This window comes from Shewanella sp. SW32 (genome assembly GCF_025653365.1).
Lineage (GTDB): Bacteria > Pseudomonadota > Gammaproteobacteria > Enterobacterales > Shewanellaceae > Shewanella > Shewanella oncorhynchi.
Genome location: NZ_JAKKSJ010000043.1, coordinates 1 through 23,556 on the forward strand (window position 1 = coordinate 1; position 23,556 = coordinate 23,556).

The 23,556-nt window shown below is 46.6% G+C and carries 18 protein-coding genes; 15 read left to right on the plus strand and 3 right to left on the minus strand.

Annotation, left to right across the window (positions count from 1 at the left end):
* Positions 1 to 894: 894 nt before the first annotated feature.
* Together L5M28_RS20180 and L5M28_RS20185 are read right to left on the minus strand one after the other, a co-directional pair.
* Positions 895 to 1,800 (minus strand): helix-turn-helix transcriptional regulator, encoded by a 906-nt coding sequence (locus L5M28_RS20180; RefSeq protein ID WP_006083558.1) that lies wholly within the window; start codon positions 1,798 to 1,800, stop codon positions 895 to 897.
* A gap of 55 nt (positions 1,801 to 1,855) precedes the next feature.
* A complete protein-coding gene (locus tag L5M28_RS20185; RefSeq protein ID WP_168827777.1) occupies positions 1,856 to 2,728 on the minus strand; it encodes a formate dehydrogenase accessory sulfurtransferase FdhD in 873 nt (290 codons plus the stop codon).
* A gap of 337 nt (positions 2,729 to 3,065) precedes the next feature.
* Here L5M28_RS20185 and L5M28_RS20190 point away from each other — a divergent pair, with 337 nt between their 5' ends.
* From L5M28_RS20190 to L5M28_RS20255, 14 genes are all read left to right on the plus strand, one after another.
* Entirely contained in the window at positions 3,066 to 3,530 is a 465-nt protein-coding gene (locus L5M28_RS20190) for a DUF3305 domain-containing protein (RefSeq protein ID WP_105250549.1), read from the plus strand.
* Positions 3,530 to 4,207 carry a DUF3306 domain-containing protein gene (locus L5M28_RS20195; protein ID WP_263204261.1) on the plus strand — a complete coding sequence of 226 codons (678 nt, stop codon included), beginning with the start codon at positions 3,530 to 3,532 and terminating at the stop codon, positions 4,205 to 4,207. Before L5M28_RS20190 ends, L5M28_RS20195 begins: the two co-directional genes overlap by 1 nt.
* A gap of 189 nt (positions 4,208 to 4,396) precedes the next feature.
* Positions 4,397 to 6,058, plus strand: coding sequence for a 4Fe-4S binding protein (locus L5M28_RS20200; RefSeq protein ID WP_263197576.1), 1,662 nt, complete (start codon positions 4,397 to 4,399; stop codon positions 6,056 to 6,058).
* Between the two features lie 10 nt (positions 6,059 to 6,068).
* Positions 6,069 to 6,746, plus strand: a complete 678-nt coding sequence (locus L5M28_RS20205; protein ID WP_113940321.1) for a molecular chaperone — start codon at positions 6,069 to 6,071, stop codon at positions 6,744 to 6,746.
* Positions 6,747 to 6,923: 177 nt separating this feature from the next.
* Entirely contained in the window at positions 6,924 to 7,115 is a 192-nt protein-coding gene (locus L5M28_RS20210) for a twin-arginine translocation signal domain-containing protein (protein WP_113940320.1), read from the plus strand.
* Positions 7,116 to 7,139: 24 nt separating this feature from the next.
* The gene (locus L5M28_RS20215) at positions 7,140 to 9,992 is read left to right on the plus strand and encodes a formate dehydrogenase subunit alpha (RefSeq protein ID WP_219251898.1); all 2,853 of its coding nucleotides are present in this window, start codon (positions 7,140 to 7,142) and stop codon (positions 9,990 to 9,992) included.
* Between the two features lie 26 nt (positions 9,993 to 10,018).
* Complete coding sequence (fdh3B, locus tag L5M28_RS20220) at positions 10,019 to 10,615, plus strand: formate dehydrogenase FDH3 subunit beta (protein WP_006083566.1); 597 nt, start codon at positions 10,019 to 10,021, stop codon at positions 10,613 to 10,615.
* Between the two features lie 49 nt (positions 10,616 to 10,664).
* Entirely contained in the window at positions 10,665 to 11,693 is a 1,029-nt protein-coding gene (locus L5M28_RS20225; RefSeq protein ID WP_263204262.1) for a formate dehydrogenase subunit gamma, read from the plus strand.
* A 396-nt stretch (positions 11,694 to 12,089) separates the two neighbouring features.
* Positions 12,090 to 12,290, plus strand: a complete 201-nt coding sequence (locus tag L5M28_RS20230; protein WP_105250556.1) for a twin-arginine translocation signal domain-containing protein — start codon at positions 12,090 to 12,092, stop codon at positions 12,288 to 12,290.
* Positions 12,291 to 12,307: 17 nt separating this feature from the next.
* Positions 12,308 to 15,160, plus strand: coding sequence for a molybdopterin-dependent oxidoreductase (locus tag L5M28_RS20235; protein WP_263197539.1), 2,853 nt, complete (start codon positions 12,308 to 12,310; stop codon positions 15,158 to 15,160).
* A 29-nt stretch (positions 15,161 to 15,189) separates the two neighbouring features.
* Positions 15,190 to 15,759, plus strand: coding sequence for a formate dehydrogenase FDH3 subunit beta (gene fdh3B, locus L5M28_RS20240; RefSeq protein WP_105250558.1), 570 nt, complete (start codon positions 15,190 to 15,192; stop codon positions 15,757 to 15,759).
* A gap of 79 nt (positions 15,760 to 15,838) precedes the next feature.
* Positions 15,839 to 16,822 (plus strand): formate dehydrogenase subunit gamma, encoded by a 984-nt coding sequence (locus L5M28_RS20245; RefSeq protein ID WP_263197578.1) that lies wholly within the window; start codon positions 15,839 to 15,841, stop codon positions 16,820 to 16,822.
* Between the two features lie 450 nt (positions 16,823 to 17,272).
* Entirely contained in the window at positions 17,273 to 18,856 is a 1,584-nt protein-coding gene (locus L5M28_RS20250; protein WP_263143244.1) for a methyl-accepting chemotaxis protein, read from the plus strand.
* Positions 18,857 to 19,355: 499 nt separating this feature from the next.
* Positions 19,356 to 20,747, plus strand: coding sequence for a tetratricopeptide repeat protein (locus L5M28_RS20255; protein WP_263197540.1), 1,392 nt, complete (start codon positions 19,356 to 19,358; stop codon positions 20,745 to 20,747).
* A gap of 72 nt (positions 20,748 to 20,819) precedes the next feature.
* Here the strand turns inward: L5M28_RS20255 and L5M28_RS20260 are convergent, their stop codons facing one another.
* The gene (locus L5M28_RS20260) at positions 20,820 to 21,731 is read right to left on the minus strand and encodes a bile acid:sodium symporter family protein (RefSeq protein WP_263204263.1); all 912 of its coding nucleotides are present in this window, start codon (positions 21,729 to 21,731) and stop codon (positions 20,820 to 20,822) included.
* 380 nt (positions 21,732 to 22,111) lie between these two features.
* Here L5M28_RS20260 and L5M28_RS20265 point away from each other — a divergent pair, with 380 nt between their 5' ends.
* Positions 22,112 to 23,449 carry a coproporphyrinogen III oxidase family protein gene (locus L5M28_RS20265; protein ID WP_263197543.1) on the plus strand — a complete coding sequence of 446 codons (1,338 nt, stop codon included), beginning with the start codon at positions 22,112 to 22,114 and terminating at the stop codon, positions 23,447 to 23,449.
* Positions 23,450 to 23,556 lie beyond the last annotated feature (107 nt).

The following is a 23,556-nucleotide window of genomic DNA, read 5'->3' on the forward strand; positions in this document are numbered from 1 at the left end:
GATTTTTTGTTTCTAACTAAAGAAACAAACTGTACATATTGCTATGAACACTCATTGTTACATTGATTTAAATTTTTGACTGCCAACCCGAAGGTTAAGCAGTTTCGATTAACTCAACACCTGTGAGTGTCCACACAGATTTCTTGTTTTATCTTGTTAAAGAGCAACTCAATATTCGTAAGAGAACTTGAGTACCACACTGAGCGTCGAACGCTTCCAGTTGGCTAGGGCTGCGTATTCTACGCATTTTCCGTTTCACGTCAAGGAGTTTTTGCAAACTTTCTCAACACTCATCAATCACTAAACTCATCGATGAACTGTCACATCAGCATGCTTTCGCTGTCTGCCGTGTCAGTGGATGCGCATTATAGGCAGCAGAGAATTTTGTGCAACCCCTATTTTAAGGAAATTTGCAGTTAATTCTAATTATCTAATCTAGCCACACCATACCCACCACTTACCCCCAAAGTTATCCACAAAATAGCGCTTTATCTGTAATTTGGCCCAATTGATTACCAGCGTACAGTATCAAGACAAAGGGATCATGAGCATGAATGCTATCAGATTTAAATGAGAATAACGGCTGCTCGAACCGGAATATCTCACCTCCACTTTTATATGGAGTCGTTTATGGGAGAATGACGGGGAACAGCAGAAGAAGATGACACTCTGAGTGTATTTGGCGATGAAGATACTTTACCTATATATAGTAGTTGCCTCCCATCAACCCACCATAGAAAGTCGAAGCAACGTAATCAGCAATATAAAGAGGGTCTCTTTGATACTTATTCGTTAGTAACTGGCTACATTAGATATCAGCATGTAGTAGCAGTAATAAGTAGTTCAGAGACCATTCAACTCTATTCACCTTAATCCATTACCGAGTTGAGTGGATTAGCTCGCACTCCATAGCAGTTGTCCGCAGTCTGTCAGATCATAGCCACCAAGTAGTGCCGCCATTTGCCTCGAGTGACCGCTCGCCAACATAGTAAAAAGTTGTTGAAGCTGACGACGGAAGTAAATGCTTTGCGGCATAACGAAATCAAAAGACTCTTTAATCAGCGGCACGAAACTTAAACCACTTTCCAAAGCCACAGATTGACAACCAAAACCAATATCGGCATCACCCCTAGCGATATAACCCGCCAACTCGCGTTCACTATAGGCAGTTAGCACGACATTAAGTTGATCTAAGCGAGCACCTTGCTTTAACAACCAATGCTCTAAGTGCTGTTGGCTACCTGCCCCCCCCTGACGACTCACCCAACGCCAAGGCAAGTTCACGACTTTATCTTCTTCTTGGCATCTGTGGTGCATATCGGCACGCATGATCAACCCTTGCTGACGGGAGTAACCATGCACCATGATCCATTGCTGATGGTTGTTATAACCTTTAAGTAAAGCTGGGTGGCGAATATTTCTATCCTCCATGCTACCCCAGTGTAAGGTGCACACATCGGCATAACCTTTAGCAAGCAACTCTAACCCTAAGCGTGAACCTGTTGCGCTGTAGCTTATCAACTCACGACTACCAACTTGCGCCATCAAACGCGCCACCAGCATAGATAATAGTGGATCGTCACTACCAGTGATCAATAAACGGTCGGTCAGCATGCCACTGTGGCAAGAATCCATTACCCAACGGTCGATTAACACTTTCGGAAATAGCCATTTACCGGTGATTTTAGTGGCGGGGAGAATTCTGTCATTAGCCATGGCGTAGACTTTTTTCTCATTAAGATCTAAATACTCGGCCACTTGCTTCGCGCTCATGTAGACCAATTCACTGGCAGACGTCATCTTGTTTCCTTGTCTTATTCTTCGTTACTGCATGTAAGTCTTAGCTGACTTGAGGCTAAGGAGCCGTATTGGCATCAAACTGCAGATTTTCACTACCGTGGTACACCAAAAAGTGACGACCTTTGGCGCGGGCAATAATAGTAATACCCAGCTGCTGCGCTAGTGCTAAGCCCATCTGAGTCACGCCACTGCGTGATAGCAAAATAGGGATCCCCATTTTGGCGACTTTAATCACCATTTCCGAAGTTAAGCGGCCAGTGGTATAAAATATCTTATTATCGCCGCGATCCTGAGTCAGCCACATATCCCCAGCCAAAGTATCTACGGCATTATGACGGCCAACATCCTCGACGAAAGCCATAATTTTATCGTCTTCGCACAAGCCACAACCGTGCACAGCACCCGCATTTTTATAGGTTTCATTATATTCGTTGATATTTTTCAATAAGCTATAAAGGGTGCTTTGCTTAAGACTTGGCGTTGGTAAATTGATGCCGTCTAAATCTTGCATAAAACTGCCATAAACCGTGCCTTGACCACAGCCTGATGTCACCGTTTTTTCGGAGAGTTTCTCATCCAAATCGGCGGTTTGTTCACGGGTAACCACGGCTGCAGAACTCACATCCCAATCGACGATAACAGAGTCCAGTAAGTTCACATCCGAAATAAAGCCTTGGTTCTTAAGATAACCTAACGCCAGTGACTCAGGTTTCGCCCCTAGGGTCATAAGTGTCACTATTGGTCGCCAGTTCAAATACACGGTAAGCGGACGTTCGCAGGCGACAAATTTATCCAACACTTCCCCGGCTTCATTCACTGCTTTTACAGCAATGGTTAGCGGTACTTCCACTTGAGTTCTCACAAAAGAACACTGATGCTGAGTTTTTTGAGAAGGATTGGCTGCCGCTATTTCGCTATCTGTGCTCATGTTGTTATCAGGAATAGTGATATTTTCAGAGATCATAATGTTACCGCTTAACGAGTCATGGCCAGAGCATAGCAATATTTATACCTAGACATAAAAATTGGGGTTAAATGCGTGATCTGCCGCAATGCTGATTTTTCATTAGCCCTTTTATGTCCCAAACAAAATCCTGTACTGGACAAAATGTCCAATTTATAGGGTGTTTTTGATGATCTAGCTCAAACTAATCCACTATGTTTACTGGCACCAATATTGCAGTGACCTTTTATCGCAATTTGTTGGTAAAACCGAACCGTTCACTCTACGGTTTGTCCATCAACACGGCTGAGACGGAGAGACAATGCAACATACAACTAGTGTTTGGCCTATGTACGTTTCACTCAAGAAAGTAGAGAAGCAAGTTGGCCGCTGGACCTCAGTACAATGGGAAATTGATCACCTACTTCCCGCCACCCATCAAGCCCCAGACGATGCAACCTTAGTGCTACTCGAACTGCACAAAGACGAACGCGCCAGCTATCGCCTCAATCTCGATTTAGATAACGCCATGCTGTATTTAGTATGTGATGAAACGGCCGATGGCACTTGGATACCGGCGGCATTATCGGCGGATCAGAATGTCGCGGCGGGTTGTCTTGAGGGCAATACCCCTGTCCTCAACTTATTGATGCCAAAAGCTATCGCTTGTTGGATTGAAGCCTTTATCACCCAATATGGTGAAGTCGAAATTGCCGCTCATCGCCGTAAACATGTCGATGGCCGTAATAATCAAGGCCCGAGTCACGATCCATTACGGAGGGACTAATGGCTGAATCCATACAAAAAACAGGCGGGCTACTGAGTCGCTGGAACCAACGGCGCGAACAAGTTGCAGCAGAGGAAGCGCGAGCTGACGGGGAAACCACACCTCTGGAGACCATCGTAGCCGAGCCCACTATGGCAGTTGAGCAGCTTCAACCCACAGAGTCAGCCTTTGAACCTAATACTGCAGAGCATGACGATCCTAATCGCATCCTCACTGCAGCGGATTTACCCAATCCCGACGAAATTGAAATAGGCGGCAGCTTTGCAAGTTTTATGGGCGCCAATGTTGACCCTGCGGCTAAATCTGCAGCGCTACGTGCACTGTGGAAACAACCGCATTTCAACGAGATAGATGGGCTTTTGGAATATGCACTCGATTACAGTAATCAACCGAAACTCAGTGCAGAAGTCTCAGCTGAATTGATGCAAAAAGTCTTCCGTTACATAGCCGAAGACAGCGAGACCTCGGATGAAGAATCAGCTGTTTTAGCCAAACAAACTGAAGAAAGCAATCCATCCACGAGTCTTGATGTAAGCGAAACAACAACTCATGAGACTAATGAAGTCGAAGTCGAATTGGCAGCTGAGCCGATAACGGACAATTTGGATGGGGAGACTGATGACCTACCCCAAAATGCACCAGAGCCCTTAGCTCAGGTACATACCCGAGTTGTTTAACGTCAGTTTAGCTAATTTTAATGTCCGTAACTTTGGTATGTGAATTGCTGTACTAAGATATAAAAAAGCTTAGATAAAAGCAGAAAAGGCAATGACTTACTTATTACCAGCCGCCTAAATCTGCCCAGATACAGTAAAACAAGAAACAGCCAAAGTACTGTTCAGGAACGCAATGTGAGCACTTATTTGATGACCAATCAAACCCAAGAAGCGTTAAAACAAGCGCGACAACAGGTATTAACGCAAACTCAGATGTTGCAGAATCTGATCCCGCCAACTGTCAGCTATACCACCGAAGGCAATGTTCTTATTATTGGCCCAGAAGATCTGGCTCGCCTTGCCGCGGACAAATTGTCCACTATGGCCCATAGGGTGATTTTAGCCAACGAAGCCATTACCAGCCAAGATGAAGCACACCTAGAACGTGTCATGGCAGCGGCAACTGATGTCGAAAGCTATTACAACAAACTCATTGGCGTAAAAGGCTTTTTAGGCCAATTTCAAGTCAGTGTTGAACATCAAGATGGAGCTGCCGAACTCAGTTTAGTGTCAATCCGTAAACCCCATTTCGATATCGTGCTCGATTTGAGCAGCGCAGCTTGTTTGAACTTAGAAATGCTGCCACCCGGCTATTTTTACGTAGGCCAAGACGCTGAAAAACTCGAAGATGCCCTTGCGCAAATTCCCGATCTCATCGGCCAATTTGATAAGCCGCGCTACGTCAAAATTAACCCAGATATCTGTGCCCACGACCGCAATGGCATCAATGGTTGTAATCGTTGCCTCAACTTCTGCCCAGCAGATGCGATCAGCAGTGTCGCAAAGAAAATTGAAATCGATCCATATCTTTGCCATGGCGCAGGCAGTTGTACCAGCGCTTGCCCAACGGGTGCCATCAGTTACGATTTACCTACGCCACAAGCTTTGCATTCATACCTGAACAAAGTCGTTAGCCGTTTCCGCGAACAAGCCCAAACCGCACCGGTGATTTTGTTCCACGATAATGCCGTCGGCGCCAACTTTATTAGCGACGATCTAGCGGGTGATGTTATCCCCGTCGCCTTAGAAGAAATTACCGTTGCTAGCGTAGATCATTGGTTGTCAGTACTCGCTTGGGGCGCGCGCCAAGTGCTGATCCTCAACACAGACGCAACAGCGCCAACCCTAACGCAAATGCTTAAAGGCGAACTTTCTTTAGCCAACAGTATTTTAGATGAGATGGGTCAGCCGCAACGTATCAGCCTCATCGACCCAAGCATGCTTGCCGATTTAGATTCGATGCTCGATATCAGCTTAGATTGGCCCGTGATCGTGCCCGCTGCATTTGCCTCGACCACTAAACGCAATACGCTATTTGAAGCGATCGATCACCTCAATAGCCAAGCGGGTGAAATTGATACTTGCCTTAGCCTCAACAATATTCCCTTTGGCAAAGTCAGTGTGAATGTAGAAAAGTGCACTATGTGTATGTCCTGCGTGGCAATTTGTCCCACGATGGCATTACAAGATGGTGGCGACAAACCTGCACTACACTTCATCGAGCAAAACTGCGTGCAATGCGGTTTATGTGAGGCAGCGTGTCCTGAAAAGGTTATCAGCCTTACCCCGCAAATTAACTTTAATAAAGCTGCCCGTCAGCAACAACACACCCTGAAAGAAGAAGCCCCCTTCGAATGTATTCGCTGCGGCTCTCCTTTTGCGACCCAATCTATGGTGCATCGGATGCTGGATATGGTCGGCGCGCACAGCGCATTTTCTGCCAATATTGAACGCTTGAAAATGTGTGGCGACTGCCGGGTAAAAGACATGTTTGAAGACATTCTTCAAGATCCTGAAAAGCAACTGCGATAAGAGATCCGCTATGACCGAATCAGTAAGACAAGTTTCAGAAAACGATCAGTTGAGAGCCGATATCTATCAACTGTTAGCCGCCCTATTGCGCCGTCAGCCAAGTCCTGAACTGCTACACTTTTTGGCCAATCTTGAAATTGATGCCAATGAAGACAACGAGATGACTAAAGCTTGGTTATCACTCCAACTCGCCGCACAGCAGTTCAACAGTGCACAACTAGAAGACGAGTATTTTGCCCTGTTCCTCGGTGTAGGTTGCGGTGAGATCCTGCCCTACGGCAGCTGGTTTATGACGGGCTCATTGATGGATAAACCACTGGCATTGCTACGCCAAGACTTAATGCAACTGGGGTTTGAACGCGAAGACAACGTCAAGGAACCCGAAGATCACGTTGCAGCACTGTGTGAAGTGATGGGTACTCTGATTTTAGAAGCGCCAAGTTATCGCCAATTGGCTTTTTACCAACGCCATATCGGCAGCTGGATTGGCCGTTTTTGCGACAATTTAGCCAAGGCGCCAAGTGCGGCGTTTTACGCCACGGTTGCACAGCTAGCAAAAGCTTTTTTTGCAATGGAAGCCAGTGCTTTTGAGCAATTAAGCTTAGATATTCCAGTCAATTGCCCAGGCAGCGCAGACTTACAGCCAGCCACCAGCGATTTAGCAAAACCAGTAGAGTTAATGAACTAAGACTAAACTGAGTGATAGCACGGCATGTGCGTGCTAAATGTAAATGTTAGAGATGAGTTCAAACTGCGAAGGTGGGATTAATGTTCGCCTTCGCAACAATAACGGAAGCTTAGGCTTCCACAATAACCGAGGTGGTAGCCGTTTGTACCACCTTATCCCGTAACACAAGGAGACACTATGAAGAAGCCAGCTTCCGACATGGGCCGTCGTCAATTGCTTAAAGCATTGGCACTCGGCAGTGCGGCAGGCGCAGTGGTCACTGTGAGTAGTCAAGCGTTAGCTTCGACAAAAACGGCAGCAACCACAGAGCCTAAAAGTGAGAACTACCGCGAAACCGACCATATTCGTAGCTATTATGCGTCGCTTTAAAACTAAAATAGAGGAGAGTGTGTGATGCGATTAACCCGCAAAACAGACCAGGTTGTCGAAGCTAAAGCGCCAGCACTGGGTCTCAATCGTCGTCAATTCTTAAAATCGGCAAGTCTTGCCACAGGAGGGATCGCTGCGGCGTCCATGCTGGGCACAGGCATGATGCGTAAAGCACAGGCCCAAGAAGATATTGGCCATAATGTTCCCACCGAAGTCAAACGTACCATCTGTTCTCACTGTGCCGTAGGTTGTGGTGTGTATGCAGAAGTACAAAATGGTGTATGGACGGGTCAAGAACCCGCATTCGATCACCCGTTCAACGCTGGCGGTCACTGCGCGAAAGGTGCTGCACTGCGTGAACATGGTCACGGCGAAAAACGCCTGAAATACCCCATGAAGTTAGAAGGCGGAAAATGGAAAAAGATCTCTTGGGATCAAGCGATTAATGAAGTCGGCGATAAAATGGCTTCAATTCGTCAAGAGTCAGGCCCAGATTCGGTCTACTTTATGGGTAGCGCTAAGTTCTCTAACGAACAAGCTTATTTATATCGCAAATTCGCGGCACTGTGGGGCACGAACAACGTCGACCATTCTGCACGTATTTGTCACTCTACCACGGTAGCCGGTGTTGCTAACACTTGGGGCTACGGTGCGCAAACCAACTCAATCAACGATATTCGCAACTCTAAGTGCATCATGTTTATTGGGGCAAACCCCAGTGAAGCGCATCCTGTTGCCATGCAGCATATTTTGATTGGTAAAGAACGCGGTGCCAAAATCATCGTTGTTGATCCACGTTTCACCCGTACTGCAGCGAAATCTGACGAGTACGTGCATATCCGTCCTGGCACAGACATCCCCTTCATTTATGGCCTGTTATGGCACATATTTGAAAACGGCTGGGAAGATAAAGAGTTTATCAAACACCGTGTCTATGGCATGGATCGTATCCGCGAAGAAGTGAAAAAATACCCCCCAGAAGAAGTTGAACTGGTTGCGGGTGTACCAAAAGCGCAGATGTACCGCGTCGCCAAAATGATGGCTGAAACCAAACCCGGCACCATTATTTGGTGTATGGGTGGTACTCAGCACCACGTGGGTAACTCTAACACTCGCTCCTACTGTCTTTTACAGTTAGCACTGGGCAACATGGGTGTACCTGGCGGCGGCACTAACATTTTCCGTGGCCATGATAACGTGCAAGGCGCAACCGACTTTGGTTTGTTATTTGATAACTTACCGGGCTACTACGGTTTAACGACTGGCGCTTGGGCCCATTGGAATAATGTGTGGGATCTCGACCCTAATTGGGTAGCGAGCCGTTTCGATCAAGGCGAATATCTAGGACAAAAACCGCAAACCTCTGCGGGTATTCCTTGTTCGCGCTGGCACGATGGCGTGTTAGAAGATAAAACCAAGATAGCGCAAAAAGACAATATTCGTCTGGCGTTCTTCTGGGGACAATCGGTCAACACTGAAACCCGTGGCCGTGAAGTGCGTGAAGCTTTAAATAAAATGGATACCGTCGTCGTTGTCGATCCATTCCCAACCATGGCGGGTGTTATGCACCAACGTCAAGATGGGGTTTATTTACTTCCTGCGGCAACCCAGTTTGAAACCTACGGTTCAATCTCTGCGACTAACCGCTCAGTACAATGGCGTTCTAAGGTCATAGAACCCCTGTTCGAATCCCTGCCTGATCATGTGATCATGTACAAACTCGCTAAAAAAGTGGGTATAGATAAAGAGCTATTCAAGCATATTAAAGTCAATGGTGAAGAGCCTTTGATTGAAGATATCACCCGCGAATTTAACACAGGTATGTGGACTATCGGTTATACCGGACAAAGCCCAGAGCGTTTAAAAATGCACCAAGAAAACTGGGGTACTTTTGATGCTGACAGCTTAGAAGCCCCCGGTGGTCCTGCCAAAGGCGAAACCTACGGCTTACCTTGGCCATGTTGGGGCACACCAGAGATGAAACATCCTGGTACCCAGATTCTGTATAACGAAGCCAAACATGTGAAAGACGGTGGCGGTAACTTCCGTGCTCGCTATGGTGTGGAACATGAAGGCAATAATATTCTTGCCGAAGGTACTTACTCTAAAGGCAGTGAGATCCAAGATGGCTATCCTGAATTTACCGCCGATATGCTTAAGCAATTAGGTTGGTGGGATGACCTGACCGAAAACGAGAAAAAACACGCCGAAGGCAAAAACTGGAAAACTGACATTTCCGGCGGTATCCAACGTGTTGCTATCAAGCACGGCTGTATCCCTTACGGTAACGCCAAAGCTCGTTGTATTGTATGGACATTCCCAGACGATATTCCACGCCACCGCGAACCACTTTACACGCCTCGTCGTGACTTAGTCGCTAAATACCCCACATACGAAGATCGTATGGTTGCACGCTTACCGACACTGTATAAGTCAATTCAAGACAAGGATTTTGCTAAAGACTTCCCATTGGCACTCACATCAGGCCGCCTAGTAGAATATGAAGGTGGTGGTGAAGAATCCCGTTCTAACCCTTGGTTAGCTGAACTACAACAAGAAATGTTCATCGAAATGAACCCTGCTGATGCAGCGGATCGCGGTATTCGCGACGGTGACAATGTTTTTGTTCATGGTCCAGAAGGCGCCAAAATCACGGTTAAGGCTATGGTGACACCGCGCGTTATTGCCGGTGAATGTTTTATGCCATACCACTTTGCAGGGGTGTTTGAAGGCGAAAGCCTAGCGAAAAACTATCCAGAAGGCACAGTGCCTTACGTGATAGGCGAATCTGCAAACACCATTTTAACTTATGGCTACGACGTTGTGACTCAGATGCAAGAAACTAAGTCCAGCCTATGCCAAATCAGCAAAGCCTAACCTACTTGATGAGGAGATAAGCCATTATGGCAGTCATGAAATTTCTGTGTGACACCAAGCGCTGCATCGAGTGTAACGGTTGCGTCACTGCATGTAAGAACGAAAACGACTCCGCTCTCGAGTGGGGAATTCAACGTCGCCGCGTGGTGACGATCAACGATGGTCTACCTGGCGAAGCCTCAATTTCAGTGGCTTGTATGCACTGTACTGACGCTCCCTGCATGGCCGTATGTCCGGCAGATTGTTTCTACCGTACCGAAGACGGCATAGTGCTACACAACAAAGATACTTGTATCGGTTGTGGTTATTGCTTCTATGCTTGTCCATTTGGTGCACCGCAATTCCCGAAAAAGACTGCCTTTGGTAGTCGTGGCAAGATGGACAAGTGTACTTTCTGTGCCGGTGGCCCAGAAGAAACCTTCTCCGAAGCTGAGCGTAAAAAATACGGTGCCAACCGTATTGCTGAGGGCAAATTACCTATGTGTGCTGAGCTTTGTTCTACTAAAGCGCTGCTCGCAGGTGATGCGGAAGTGGTATCAAACATTTACCGTCAACGTATGGCCTCTCGAGGCAATCCTAACGTGATTTGGGGTTACAACCCCAAGACAGGTGAGATTAACTAAGCAGAGCGAGGGTTAGGGAGAAATCCCTAACCTCTGGCAAGGAGTGAAAATGTTAAACAAACAGTTAAACAAATCACTGCGCAGTCTGTTTGCTCTGTTGGTGCTCGTCATGGGATTGGGATTAGGTTCAGTCATGAGCTCAAACCCAGTACACGCAAGTGATCAGCAATCGAGTCAACAACAGGCGAAAGCGCAAACCAGCGATGCCGATCTTTGGCGAGCGGTAAAAGCAGGCGATGCCGGCTATACCACTGCCAAAGGGATAGATACTGGGGTGTTGATTAACGTTGCCGGTAACCAAGGTAAAGAACTGAGAAATGAATACTTAACCCCCGTCATGGCGCTAGCCGTGGTAGGTGTGTTTGGTGCTTTCTTATTGTTTTATCTGGTAAATGGTCCATCAAAACTGAGTCATGGCTTTTCAGGCAAGATGGTTTCGCGCTGGTCAAAGGCGGATCTGTGGATCCATTGGATCATGGCGAGCAGCTGTCTGGCACTGATGTTTACCGGTCTAACCATAATGTTAGGTAAGCATGTCATACAGCCAATGTTAGACCCCGACCTTTGGGCGCCATTGATCTATGGCAGCAAAACAATCCACGATTGGGCAGGTCCCATTTTTATCGCGGCTTGGGCTGTATGTGTGGTGAAATGGATGCCGTTACAAACCTTCAAGATGTATGATTTGAAATGGTTTTTAGTGGTAGGTGGTTATATCAACTTTGGCCCGTTCAAAGGTAAGCACCCTGACAGTGGTTTCGCTAACGCCGGTGAAAAAATGTGGTTCTGGACCCTGATGTTGTTTGGTTTATTCATCAGCGTATCTGGCATCATGTTGGTATTACCAGGCTTAGATTTACCCCGCGAAGCCTCTATGGGCGCGCTGCTGATCCACTCTATCAGCGCCATTATCTTGATTGCCTTTACTATAGTGCATATTTGGATGGCGACCGTACTGAGCGAAGGCGGTATGGAGTGTATGAAGTCAGGCTATTGTGATGAAAACTGGGCAATCCAGCACCATAATCTCTGGTATGACGAAATCAAAGCCAACGGCAGCTTAAAGTATAAAGACTAAGTTAAACCGCAGCTTTTACATCCTCAAAACACCCCGCCTCGCGGGGTGTTTTTTATTCGCACTGATACCCCTCGCATTAATTCAACAGTACAAAAAATTAACAACTGAAACAGCGAGATACAAAAATCCGCCAACGCCCTCTTCCCTAGTAGTTCACTAAACTATGAGCGAGTTAACGCTTTAAGAGAACGGCCGCCGATTTCAGGGCTGCAAACTGTCCTAGATCAATTCCTACTCAACCCTTTCCTACTATATTGCCGTCACGCGCGATGATTGATGGTAAACAAGATGATTTCATTATCTTTTCCGCCGCTAATCTTCACTTTTTGATAACAAGATGAACCCCACAAAAAGCCGTGCGATCTCAAAAACTAAACCCTAATTTCAGGAGTCAGCATGAAGCAGCAACCCAGCGATTTATCTCGCCGATCTTTGCTCAAAGCGCTCACCGTCGGCAGCGTAGCGGGTGCCGCCATTGCCGCAACCGGCATGAGCGTGGCACAGGTCAGCGAGAGCAGCAAGGTAACCACTAAAGAGTCAAAGGGTTACCACGAAACTGCGCATATCAGCAGCTATTACGATAGCTTGCGCAGCTAATCTAGGAGAAGTCAGCGATGAAGTTAACTCGCAAGTCCAATGTTGCCACAGTGGCAGACAAACCGGCGTTAGGCATCAGCCGTCGTCAATTTATGAAGCACGCAGGTATCGCTACTGGTGGTATTGCCGCAGCATCTCTGATGGGCACAGGCATGATGCGTCGTGTCGAAGCCAAAGAAGTGCCGCATGATGCGCCAATCGAAATCAAACGTACTATTTGTAGTGCCTGCGCCGTCGGTTGTGGCCTGTATGCCGAAGTACAAAATGGTGTGTGGACGGGCCAAGAACCCGCATTCGACCATCCATTCAACGCTGGTGGTCACTGCGCGAAAGGTGCTGCACTGCGTGAGCATGGTCATGGTGAAAAACGCCTGAAATATCCAATGAAATTGGTTGATGGCAAGTGGAAAAAAATCTCTTGGGAAGATGCTATTAACGAAGTGGGCGACCAAATGCTCAACATTCGTAAAGAATCTGGCCCAGACTCAGTGTACTTCATGGGTAGCGCTAAGTTTTCTAACGAAGGTTGTTACATGTACCGCAAGTTAGCGGCGATGTGGGGCACAAACAACGTCGACCATTCAGCTCGTATTTGTCACTCTACCACGGTAGCCGGTGTTGCTAACACTTGGGGCTACGGTGCGCAAACGAACTCTTTCAACGATATCCAGAATGCTCATGCCATCTTCCTGATCGGGGCAAACCCAGCAGAAGCGCATCCCGTTTCGATGCAACATATTCTGATCGCTAAAGAAAGAAACAACGCCAAAATCATCGTCGTTGACCCACGTTTCTCTCGCACTGCAGCGCATTCAGACTTGCATTGTGCAATTCGCCCAGGCACTGATATTCCGTTTATTTACGGTATGTTATGGCACATTTTTGAAAATGGTTGGGAAGATAAAACCTTTATCAAGCACCGCGTTTTCGAGATGGAAAGTATCCGTGCTGAAGTGAAGAAATTCCCACCTAAAGAAGTCGAAAACATCACTGGTGTGAGCGAAGCCGAGGTTTATCAAGCGGCTAAATTAATGGCTGATAACCGTCCTGGCACTGTGATTTGGTGTATGGGTGGAACTCAACACCACGTTGGTAATGCCAACACTCGCGCTTATTGTATTCTGCAATTAGCACTGGGCAACATGGGCGTTTCAGGCGGCGGCACTAACATTTTCCGTGGCCACGATAACGTACAAGGCGCAACTGACTTAGGTTTGTTATTTGATAACTTACCCGGTTACTACGGTTTGACCTCAGCAGCATGGAGTCACTGGACCCATGTTTGGGATCTGGACATGGCATGGGTGAAAGGTCGTTTCGATCAAACCGCCTACTTAGGTAAAGATCCAATGACTACGCCAGGTATTCCTTGCTCGCGCTGGCACGATGGCGTGTTAGAAGATAAGAGTAAGTTAGCGCAAAAAGATAATATCCGTATGGCGTTTTTCTGGGGACAATCTGTCAACACTGAAACCCGTCAACGTGAAGTGCGTGATGCCTTAGACAAGATGGATACAGTCGTCGTTGTCGATCCATTCCCAACGATGGCAGGTGTTATGCACCGTCGTAAGAATGGCGTATATCTGCTGCCTGCGGCAACTCAGTTTGAGACTCACGGTTCAGTATCTAACTCAGGCCGTTCTATCCAGTGGCGTGAGCAAGTCATCGAGCCACTGTTCGAGTCTAAAACCGACATCGAAATCATGTACCGTTTAGCCCAAAAACTGGGTATTGCCGAGCAGTACACTAAACGCATCGCGATTGAAAATGGTTTACCTGTGATTGAAGAAATCACCCGTGAAATCAACCGCGGTATGTGGACTATCGGTATGACAGGTCAAAGCCCTGAGCGTATCAAGTTACACACCCAAAACTGGGGCACTTTCAGCAACAAGACGTTGGAAGCCGCAGGCGGCCCAGCTAAAGGCGAAACCTACGGTTTACCTTGGCCATGTTGGGGCACGCCAGAGGCTAAACACCCTGGCACTCAGATCCTCTATAACCAAGCCAAACACGTTAAAGACGGCGGTGGTAACTTCCGTGCCCGTTACGGTGTTGAATATAAGGGTCAAAGCATTTTAGCCGATGGCACTTATTCTAAAGGCGCTGAAATTCAAGACGGTTACCCAGAATTTACTGCCGATATGCTCAAACAATTGGGTTGGTGGGATGATCTGACGGCAGAAGAAAAAGCGGAAGCCGAAGGTAAAAACTGGAAAACAGATTTGTCAGGCGGCATAGTGCGCGTGGCGATCAAGCACGGTTGTATCCCCTTTGGTAATGCTAAAGCTCGTTGTATTGTTTGGACTTTCCCTGATCAAGTCCCTGTACACCGTGAACCGTTATACACAGCACGTCGTGACTTAGTGGCAAAATACCCAACCTATGACGACATGCAAGTACACCGTCTCCCTACGCTGTATAAGTCTATCCAAGACAAAGACATGAGCGGCAAGTACCCGCTGGTACTGACATCGGGTCGTCTGGTTGAATACGAAGGTGGTGGTGAAGAATCTCGCTCCAACCCTTGGCTGGCTGAACTTCAACAGGAAATGTTCGTTGAGATAAGCCCTGCCGACGCTGCCGATCGCGGCATTCGTAACGGTGACGATGTCTGGTTAGAAGGCGCCGAAGGTGGCCGTATTAAGGTACAAGCCATGGTTACCCCAAGGGTAAAACCCGGCGTTACCTTTATGCCATACCACTTTGCGGGTGTGATGCACGGAGAAAGTTTAGCGCCTAATTATCCAGAGGGAACAGTGCCTTACGTTATTGGTGAATCTTGTAACACTGCGCTGACCTATGGTTATGACCCTGTGACACAAATGCAGGAAACCAAGGCATCACTCTGTCAGATTGTTAAAGCGTAAGTGCAGCTTAAGCTAGGAGAATTGCCATTATGGCTACAATGAAATTTTTGTGTGATACCAAGCGCTGCATCGAATGTAACGGTTGTGTCACTGCCTGTAAAAACGAAAACGACTCCGCTCTCGAGTGGGGGATCCAACGCCGCCGCGTAGTGACAATCAACGATGGTCAACGTGGTGAAGCCTCAATCTCTGTCGCCTGTATGCATTGCTCAGATGCACCTTGTATGGCGGTTTGCCCAGCAAACTGCTTCTACAGAACCGACGACGGCATAGTGCTACACGACAAAGATGCCTGTATTGGTTGCGGTTACTGCCTGTACGCCTGTCCATTTGGCGCACCTCAGTTCCCGAAAAAAGGTGCCTTTGGTAGCCGCGGTAAGATGGATAAATGTACCTTCTGTGCCGGTGGCCCAGAAGAAAACCACTCAGATGCAGAACGCCAAAAATACGGTTCAAACCGTATTGCCGAAGGCAAACTGCCTATGTGTGCAGAACTGTGCGCGACTAAAGCCCTGTTAGCGGGTGATGCCGAAGTGGTTTCAAGCATCTTCCGTGAGCGTGTGGCTTATCGTGGTGCTAAAAACGCGGCTTGGAATTAATTCAGGTCAACAGGATCTGTTCACAGACTTAGCTTAGCGCCTATCTAGGTGGGCGCGACTAAGTGAGAGAGGATGTATGATGAACAAATGGTTCAAACACATAGGTTTAGCCATAGCACTGTTATTTAGTGCTGTGTGTATAGCCAATGGTGGTGATGAACTGGCGAATCAAGTTCAACAGTCTGATGCCCAAATTTGGGCGCAACTGAAGGATGGTGCCACGGGATACACTACCTCCCAAAGTGAGTTTCATGCTCAGCCGATCAATACCTATGATTTACGGGTATTGGAGCTGCGTAGCGACTGGTTAGCGCCCGCCTTAATGGCAGCACTATTCGGTATGATCATTATCTTTGTCCTATTTATCAAGGTGAATGGCATCTCCAAGCTGCACCATGGTTTTTCAGGCAAGTTAGTGCATCGCTGGTCTAAGTTTGATGTTTCAATCCACTGGTTAGGCGCGATTCCATGCTTACTGTTGATTTTAACAGGCTTAACCTTGCTGGCGGGTCGCTTCTTCTTCCTACCTTGGTTGGGCGAAGGCATCTGGGAAGCAATCGTCTATGGCGCGAAGCAAATCCATGACGTGATGGCGATTCCCTTCATGATAGGTTGGGCATTGATGACCACCCTATGGGCGAAAAACCAACTGCCAAAAATGTACGACGTAAAGTGGTTCATGGTAGTAGGCGGTTACATTAACTTTGGTCCGTTCAAAGGTAAGCACCCAGATGCAGGTTTTGCTAACGCGGGCGAGAAAATGTGGTTCTGGGCATTTGCCCTGTTTGGATTAGTGATTTCGGCCTCGGGCATGTTATTACTCTTCCCTAACCTGTTCGAGCCAAGCCGTACATTAAGCTTGATCGCACTGGTACTGCATTCAGTGAGCGCTATCGTGATCTGTGCTTTCTCTATCGTACACATCTTCATGGCAACTGTGATGTCAGAAGGTGGTATGGAATGTATGGTGTCAGGCTACTGTGATGAAAACTGGGCCAGCCAACATCACAACCTATGGTTTGATGAAATCAAAGCCAACGGCACGCTTAAATATAAAGAATAAGACTGGAATCTAGTTGTAGGTATTCCAAAAAATACTTAGCCACTAGCAAACGTAGAGCCCCCGTCAATCACTACTGGCGGGGGCTTTTATTTCAGCATGAGTCATCGGCTTTAAGTATATGTCTGAATTACATTTTGAATCATTTGTAGCATTTGAGTACGAGATCACAAAGACCAATTTAAATGCTAAATCACTGTAAAAAAATTGCATGCATCATAGTTATTTAATAATAAAAACAATCATATAGATAAAAATTGAATTTAAAAAACACAACATTTCGTAACTTAGCAACCAACCAGATGCAACACCAATAAAACAATTCAATTAAAAACAGCATCTTAGTAGAGATTTCCATAAAATACTCTCTTGCTGGCTAACTCACGCGCACGCTAAAATTACCTATAGCGTAATTAAATTACGCATTGCTGCTTTTTATCCTAGAAGGTCACCATGTTTAAAAATGCCAAAACCAGTACATTGACGGCATTGCCATCAGTGTTTACAAGTATCTTACTGATCATCATAGGTATTTCGTGCTATCGCAGTTTTAACGAACTCGGTGAGACCAGTAAAAGCCTAGTCGACAACACTCAGCTCGCAGAAACTTTCACTACAGTACGAGAATCCTTTTTTGAGCTGCGCTTAGCCACCTTAGTCCACAACGGTAAAGCTATCGCCGATCAACAACATAAGGTCGCACAACTTGTCTCTCAACTGACCAAATTTAATACCGACTTCATGGGCACTGATGCTCAAGCTATTCATACTCTTTTACCACAAACAGAACATTATGTTCGTCTCTACCAAGAAGAACTGGCACTCGCTAAACAAACTGGAGCAGTACCTGAGCTAACCGCTGAGCGTGCAGCGCTCGGGCCTAAGGTCAGTAATCAAATCAACCAATTAGTCGCGCTGATCACTCAGCGAAATCATGAGTTAGGCAAACAAGCTGAAGATAAAGTCACCTCAACAGAAAGTATCCTACTGGGATTGATCTTGTTCGCGATTGTAGCGTCACTCTTCAGCGCCCTCATTATGAGTAAACAACTCGTCCACATAATCAATGAGATAAAACGGGTAATGGAACGTCTTGCCCATGGCGACCTAACTCATAAAACAAATATTAAAGGACAAAATGAGCTCTGCTCACTCGCAGAAGATCTCGACAGCGTGATAGGTAATCTACGTGAAATTATGTCTGAAATTACCCAAGCCTCGGATCATATGTCCGACCAAATTGGGCAATTGAATGTACAGTCAAATGCCAATAATCATGCACTGCAAATCCACGCCGTTGAAACCGACCAAGTCGTGACAGCCATGACTGAAATGAGCGCCACGGCCCATAATGTCGCAGGTGATGCAGCATCTGCTGCCCAGTTTACTCAACAAGCAAATGCGCAAGCGGATAAATCGAAGAAAGCCGTTGAACAAGCTGCCAACACTGTGATTGCCTTGGTCGCTAAAGTCGATGTCGCTGCTGATGCGATTAATGATATGAACGAAAATACCCGTCATATCGCCGCGATTTTGAATGTAATAGGTGAAATTGCCGATCAAACCAATCTGCTAGCGCTTAATGCAGCCATCGAAGCCGCCCGTGCAGGTGAACAAGGTAGAGGCTTTGCTGTTGTCGCCGATGAAGTTCGCTCACTGGCCGCGCGCACGCAAGCAAGTACCGCAGAAATCAACCAGATGCTGGAACAACTTTATCTTGGTGCCAATGCCGCCGTAACCGCAATGGAGCAAACTAAACACAGTTGCCAACAAGCCGCCGATACCACCAATCTGGTAACGGAAAATCTCGATACCCTGACCACTTATGTGTTCGATATTAATGGGCTCAGTAATCAAATCGCCACCGCAGCAGAAGAGCAAAGTGCTGTAACCGAAGAGATAAACCGTAATCTGACGACCATTCGTGAAATGGTCGATGAACTGAATCAAAGCGGTAAAGCCACCCTCAATAGCGCAACCTCTTTGGCCGCGACGAAGGAACAACTCGTCGGCGTGGTCTCGCATTTTAAGCTTTAGATTTAGGCTCCCTGAAAAAAGCTTTTAAATCTGCGGCCTAACAACAAAAATTATTGGGCTGTCAGATTTTTAGATGAGATATAAAGCGAGTCACACACCTGCAATATAAATCGCAGCCAAGAAAACTAACCTATTATTAATACTGTATTTTTAGAAAAATTATTTATCAAAAAATGATTAAATTGATTCAGTGCCAACAGTACTAAAGCAATAATAAGAGCGTGAAGCCTATGGTTCAGGAATGAAGATACGTATTGCCCATCTCCCACTCCCACAATATTGAATACCACTAAAAAACTTCGGACTCAGCTAATAAACGATTAGCTATCGTCGGCTTCCATGTAACGCCAACACACGGCAGTGCTACCGCTGCAATTCATCCGCCTGTCCATAACACAGTGGTAAACCGCAAGGCTTGCTTGTAGCATAACAAACCACTATGTTAGCCAACTTCACTCGCACTACCGCTTACAAGTACCCGCTTAACGACAAGGATGTTATGAAGATATTCACTATTGCTACTCTCCTATTACTGTTGACCGTAAGCTTTGCAGCAACTGCAGAAAAGTCCGCGCTGGAACAGCTATTTGAGCAACAACAATACGACGCTTTCTTGCAACAAGCACAGCAGCAAGCAGCAGAGAACAATGCTGAGGCGTTATTCTTACTGGGTAAAGCCTACCATCTCGGCCGTGGCGTCACGCAAGACAATGCCACCGCCAGCCAATACTATGAACAAGCCAGAGCCTTAGGCTCGGCCCGTGCTAGCCATAATCTAGGCAGCATGGCGCTGGATAATGATAGCAAAACGCAGGCCATCCCCTTGTTAGAAGAAGCGCTGGCGCGGGGTCTTAAACTACCGACCTTATATAACCTAGGACGAGCACACAGCCCGGCAGATCCCAGCTCAAGGTTCTATCTAGCGAAAGCAATCACTGCGGCGCAGCAAGCGGGGAGTTACTTTGGGCAAGCCTTTGAACTCCAGCCCGATAACCTCTATCTGGATAATGCCTCACGCGAGTATCTGCGTGCTTATTTAATGGCGATGCAAAGTGTCGGCAACGAAAGAGAAAGCCTCGACATCCCGCAGTTACGCCAGCAAGCCATAAAGTGGCTGGAATTGGGTATGGCAGCAGATGATGGTACGGCGTGGACAAACTACGGCGCTCTGCTGTTAAATGAAAATGACTACAGCGGCGCGAAAGCCGCATTTTTACAAGGTGCTAAGCGTCAAGTTGCCATCGCTAACTATCATTTAGGCAATATGGAAGAGCGCGGTTTGGGCGCAGAAGCTGATAAAGTGCAAGCACTGGCATACTACGAGAAAGCAGCGTTAGCGGGCATGGAACAAGCTAAAACGCCCGCATATAATCTGCTTAAGGCACAACTGGAATATGAAGACGATCTCACTAAATTGGAACAGGGCATTGCCCGCTTTAATGCACTAAAACAGCAAGATCAGTATGTTCCCACCTCACTGGACTCAGTTATTCATCGGCTAGCGTGGGGTAAGTTTCTGGCACAGCAGCGACAACAGATTATTTCGCTGTCAACAGCGGCCAAAAACCAATTAAACTTGCAGGCCTGTGGTTTAGGCTACAACCAACTGCATGGCAGCACATACAATATTGGAGAAAACTCTCACTGGCGTATGGCGGCGTATCTAACCTTAGCTGACAAAATCGCCTTACCACTAGAAGGCAGAGTCGATGAACATGGCTGCGCCAGTTTAACGATTACCATGACAGATCAGCTGTATCACTTGTTACAACAAGGTGCCGTATTCGGATTACGCTTTCCCAACTACACACTGCCACTGGCATTAAGCCGGCAAGAAAATATCTTGCAGCTAACACTCATGCCTGTCGAGACCCCATTACCGGTTAATTAGTCACAGCAATTTAAGCCTGTGGCCTCGCTTGCTAGGCCACAGGAATTATCTATTTTCGACAGCAACATCTTATTAATCTTGCGATTCCCTCGCCCAATATCCCGCCAACATGGCGCCAGACAAATTATGCCATATCGAGAATATCGCGCTGGGAATGGCAGAAATGGGGCTAAAGAATTTAATACATAAAGCAGTGGCGAGACCGGAGTTTTGTAGGCCAACTTCGATAGAGATAGTTTTACAAACTGTGTGGTTAAAGCCTAATAAACGGCAACAGAAATAGCCTAAGGCGAGACCAAGACCATTATGCAAGAACACGGCAAGCAGAATAATGGGGCCAACTTTACCAAACTGATTGGCATTTAACGCCACGATAATCGTAATCGCCATCACAATTGCCAAGATAGAAATCAGTGGCAATGCAGGAGCGACTTTAGCCACCAGCGATTTAAAAAAATGATTGATAATCACGCCAACGCTGACAGGGATCAGCACAATTTTCACTAAACTCAGCAGCATATCGGCGAAGGGTATATCGATCATTTCCCCAATCAACAGCTTAATAATCAATGGTGTTAACACCACGCCCGCTAAGGTTGATAGTGCCGTCATGGTTATCGATAAAGCCACGTCGCCTTTCGCTAAATAACAGACCACGTTTGAGGCGGTGCCACCTGCAACACTGCCCACTAACACCATGCCTATGGTGAGTTCCCTATCTAATCCTAATAACAGGCTGATCAATAATGCGCTGAGCGGCATGACCGAAAATTGCAGCACGAGTCCTGTGAGTACAGCACGTTTCTGTTTGAAGGCATTAGCAAAATCCTGAAGATCTAAAGTGAGCCCCATAGATAGCATGATGATTACCAACAGCGGCACTATGGCGGATTTAAGCTCAGTAAAACAACTCGGTATCAGATAAGCTGTCATTGCGCCTATCAGTGCCAACAGCGGGAAGAAGCGGTTTACCTTTGCCAACATAGTGGGCCCTTTACATCAAGAGGTTATTTTTATCGCTCGGATGATGACAGCCGCCCCTTGGATAGACAAGCGCTAATCCGCCAGCAACAAAATGCCTAGAATGGTGATTTTCAATCTCAGCATTTAGACTGACGCGGTAAGCTAACCCCGCAAATCTACAATAAATTTCGCTAAAAAATGTATGATAAAAATGCATTCTCAATCGCTAAAACATGATCTGCTTAACAAAAAGCCCGTGATTTCCTTGTTAGGAAACCGTAACTTATAACCAGTTCACGTTTTAACAATTACATACGAGGTAGTCTTATTGCGCTAGGTGGTCGTGAATTACCTAAAGCAATTTCGGTGTTTACGGTTAGCACTCTCAGATAGGAATCGTTATGTCATCAGTTATTCAAACGCTCAGCGGCGCTATCGCAACGCCTTATCAAGCGAATATTACCGTCCCTAACTGGATGCTCGGCTCGATGGAACGGGTCATGCAGTACTATGTCGATAAGAATCTTCGCCTCGATACCCTTTCCGCAGAAATGATGCCAGCACCGGTTGAAGGCAAAAAATATATGCTATACGCACATATTCCCTTCTGCCATACCCTGTGCTCTTACTGTACCTTCCACCGTTTTATGTTTAAAGAAGACAAGGCGCGTGCCTACTTCATCTCATTACGTAAAGAGATGGAAATGGTCAAGGCCCTCGGCTATGACTTTGAATCTATGTACATTGGTGGTGGTACCACCACGGTATTAGAAGACGAATTAGCCCGTACCATAGAACACGCTAAAACCCTATTTCCTAGTATTAAAGAAGTCTCCTGCGAGTCCGATCCGCAGCATTTAGACAGCCCAGGCTTTAAACAGCTCAAAGGCTTAGTGGATCGCATGTCTATCGGCGTGCAAAGCTTTAATGACGATATTTTAAAAATGACCGACCGACTCGATAAATTCGGCACGGGTCAGCAAACCTTCGACAAGATCATGGGTGCCAAAGAGTTGTTCCCTATTATCAACGTCGACCTGATTTTTGGTTTCCGCGGCCAAACCGATGAAGTGATCCAACACGATCTCGACATGGCATCGCGCTTAGACCCAAGACAAATTACCACCTATCCGCTGATGATCACTCATCAAACCCGTAAGAGCGTTAAAGGCAAATTAGCGGCGCCGCAAGCGGATATGGCAAACCAATATCGCCAAATATTAAACAGTCTTAATGGTCAATATAATCAATTGTCTGCATGGGCATTTGGTAAAACCGATGACGAAGGATTTGACGAATACGTTATTGATTACGACGAATACTTAGGGGTAGGTTCGGGCTCATTTAGTTTCTTAAATGACACGCTTTATGTGAACACTTTCTCACTACGTAAGTACCAAGAACGCATCGCAGCGGGTCAAATGGGTGTCGAGCAACAAAAGAACTACAGCAAAAAAGACGTGATGCAATATCGCTTTTTGCTGGGCATGTTCTCCGGCCGTTTATCGCGTAAATATTTCCGCGAAACCTTTGGCGTCAATTTAGATACCGCCTTATTTAAAGAAATGACCTCGATGAAACTGATTGGCGCTATCAAAAATGACCCAACCAATCCCGACAATCTGATCGTTACCGACAACGGTAAGATGATGGGTCTATTGATGATGAAAGAGTTTTACTCAGGCATGGATAACGTGCGCGCCCAGTTGCGTAAACCGCTCAAACCCTGTGATATGTAACACTTATTGATGATTGTTGATTCATAAAGACTAAACAGGCCCTTCGAGGGCCTTTTTGTTAACTCGGTTTAAAGGTAATCTTGCCCAGTACTATTAATTGAGCACAA

Excerpts from the sequence above, each read along its gene's own strand:
- L5M28_RS20180 (WP_006083558.1), bottom strand. The coding sequence starts at position 1,800 with ATGACGTCTGCCAGTGAATTGGTCTACATGAGCGCGAAGCAAGTGGCC.
- L5M28_RS20185 (WP_168827777.1), bottom strand. The coding sequence starts at position 2,728 with ATGAGCACAGATAGCGAAATAGCGGCAGCCAATCCTTCTCAAAAAACT.
- L5M28_RS20190 (WP_105250549.1), top strand. The coding sequence starts at position 3,066 with ATGCAACATACAACTAGTGTTTGGCCTATGTACGTTTCACTCAAGAAA.
- L5M28_RS20195 (WP_263204261.1), top strand. The coding sequence starts at position 3,530 with ATGGCTGAATCCATACAAAAAACAGGCGGGCTACTGAGTCGCTGGAAC.
- L5M28_RS20200 (WP_263197576.1), top strand. The coding sequence starts at position 4,397 with ATGACCAATCAAACCCAAGAAGCGTTAAAACAAGCGCGACAACAGGTA.
- L5M28_RS20205 (WP_113940321.1), top strand. The coding sequence starts at position 6,069 with ATGACCGAATCAGTAAGACAAGTTTCAGAAAACGATCAGTTGAGAGCC.
- L5M28_RS20210 (WP_113940320.1), top strand. The coding sequence starts at position 6,924 with ATGAAGAAGCCAGCTTCCGACATGGGCCGTCGTCAATTGCTTAAAGCA.
- L5M28_RS20215 (WP_219251898.1), top strand. The coding sequence starts at position 7,140 with ATGCGATTAACCCGCAAAACAGACCAGGTTGTCGAAGCTAAAGCGCCA.
- fdh3B (WP_006083566.1), top strand. The coding sequence starts at position 10,019 with ATGGCAGTCATGAAATTTCTGTGTGACACCAAGCGCTGCATCGAGTGT.
- L5M28_RS20225 (WP_263204262.1), top strand. The coding sequence starts at position 10,665 with ATGTTAAACAAACAGTTAAACAAATCACTGCGCAGTCTGTTTGCTCTG.
- L5M28_RS20230 (WP_105250556.1), top strand. The coding sequence starts at position 12,090 with ATGAAGCAGCAACCCAGCGATTTATCTCGCCGATCTTTGCTCAAAGCG.
- L5M28_RS20235 (WP_263197539.1), top strand. The coding sequence starts at position 12,308 with ATGAAGTTAACTCGCAAGTCCAATGTTGCCACAGTGGCAGACAAACCG.
- fdh3B (WP_105250558.1), top strand. The coding sequence starts at position 15,190 with ATGGCTACAATGAAATTTTTGTGTGATACCAAGCGCTGCATCGAATGT.
- L5M28_RS20245 (WP_263197578.1), top strand. The coding sequence starts at position 15,839 with ATGAACAAATGGTTCAAACACATAGGTTTAGCCATAGCACTGTTATTT.
- L5M28_RS20250 (WP_263143244.1), top strand. The coding sequence starts at position 17,273 with ATGTTTAAAAATGCCAAAACCAGTACATTGACGGCATTGCCATCAGTG.
- L5M28_RS20255 (WP_263197540.1), top strand. The coding sequence starts at position 19,356 with ATGAAGATATTCACTATTGCTACTCTCCTATTACTGTTGACCGTAAGC.
- L5M28_RS20260 (WP_263204263.1), bottom strand. The coding sequence starts at position 21,731 with ATGTTGGCAAAGGTAAACCGCTTCTTCCCGCTGTTGGCACTGATAGGC.
- L5M28_RS20265 (WP_263197543.1), top strand. The coding sequence starts at position 22,112 with ATGTCATCAGTTATTCAAACGCTCAGCGGCGCTATCGCAACGCCTTAT.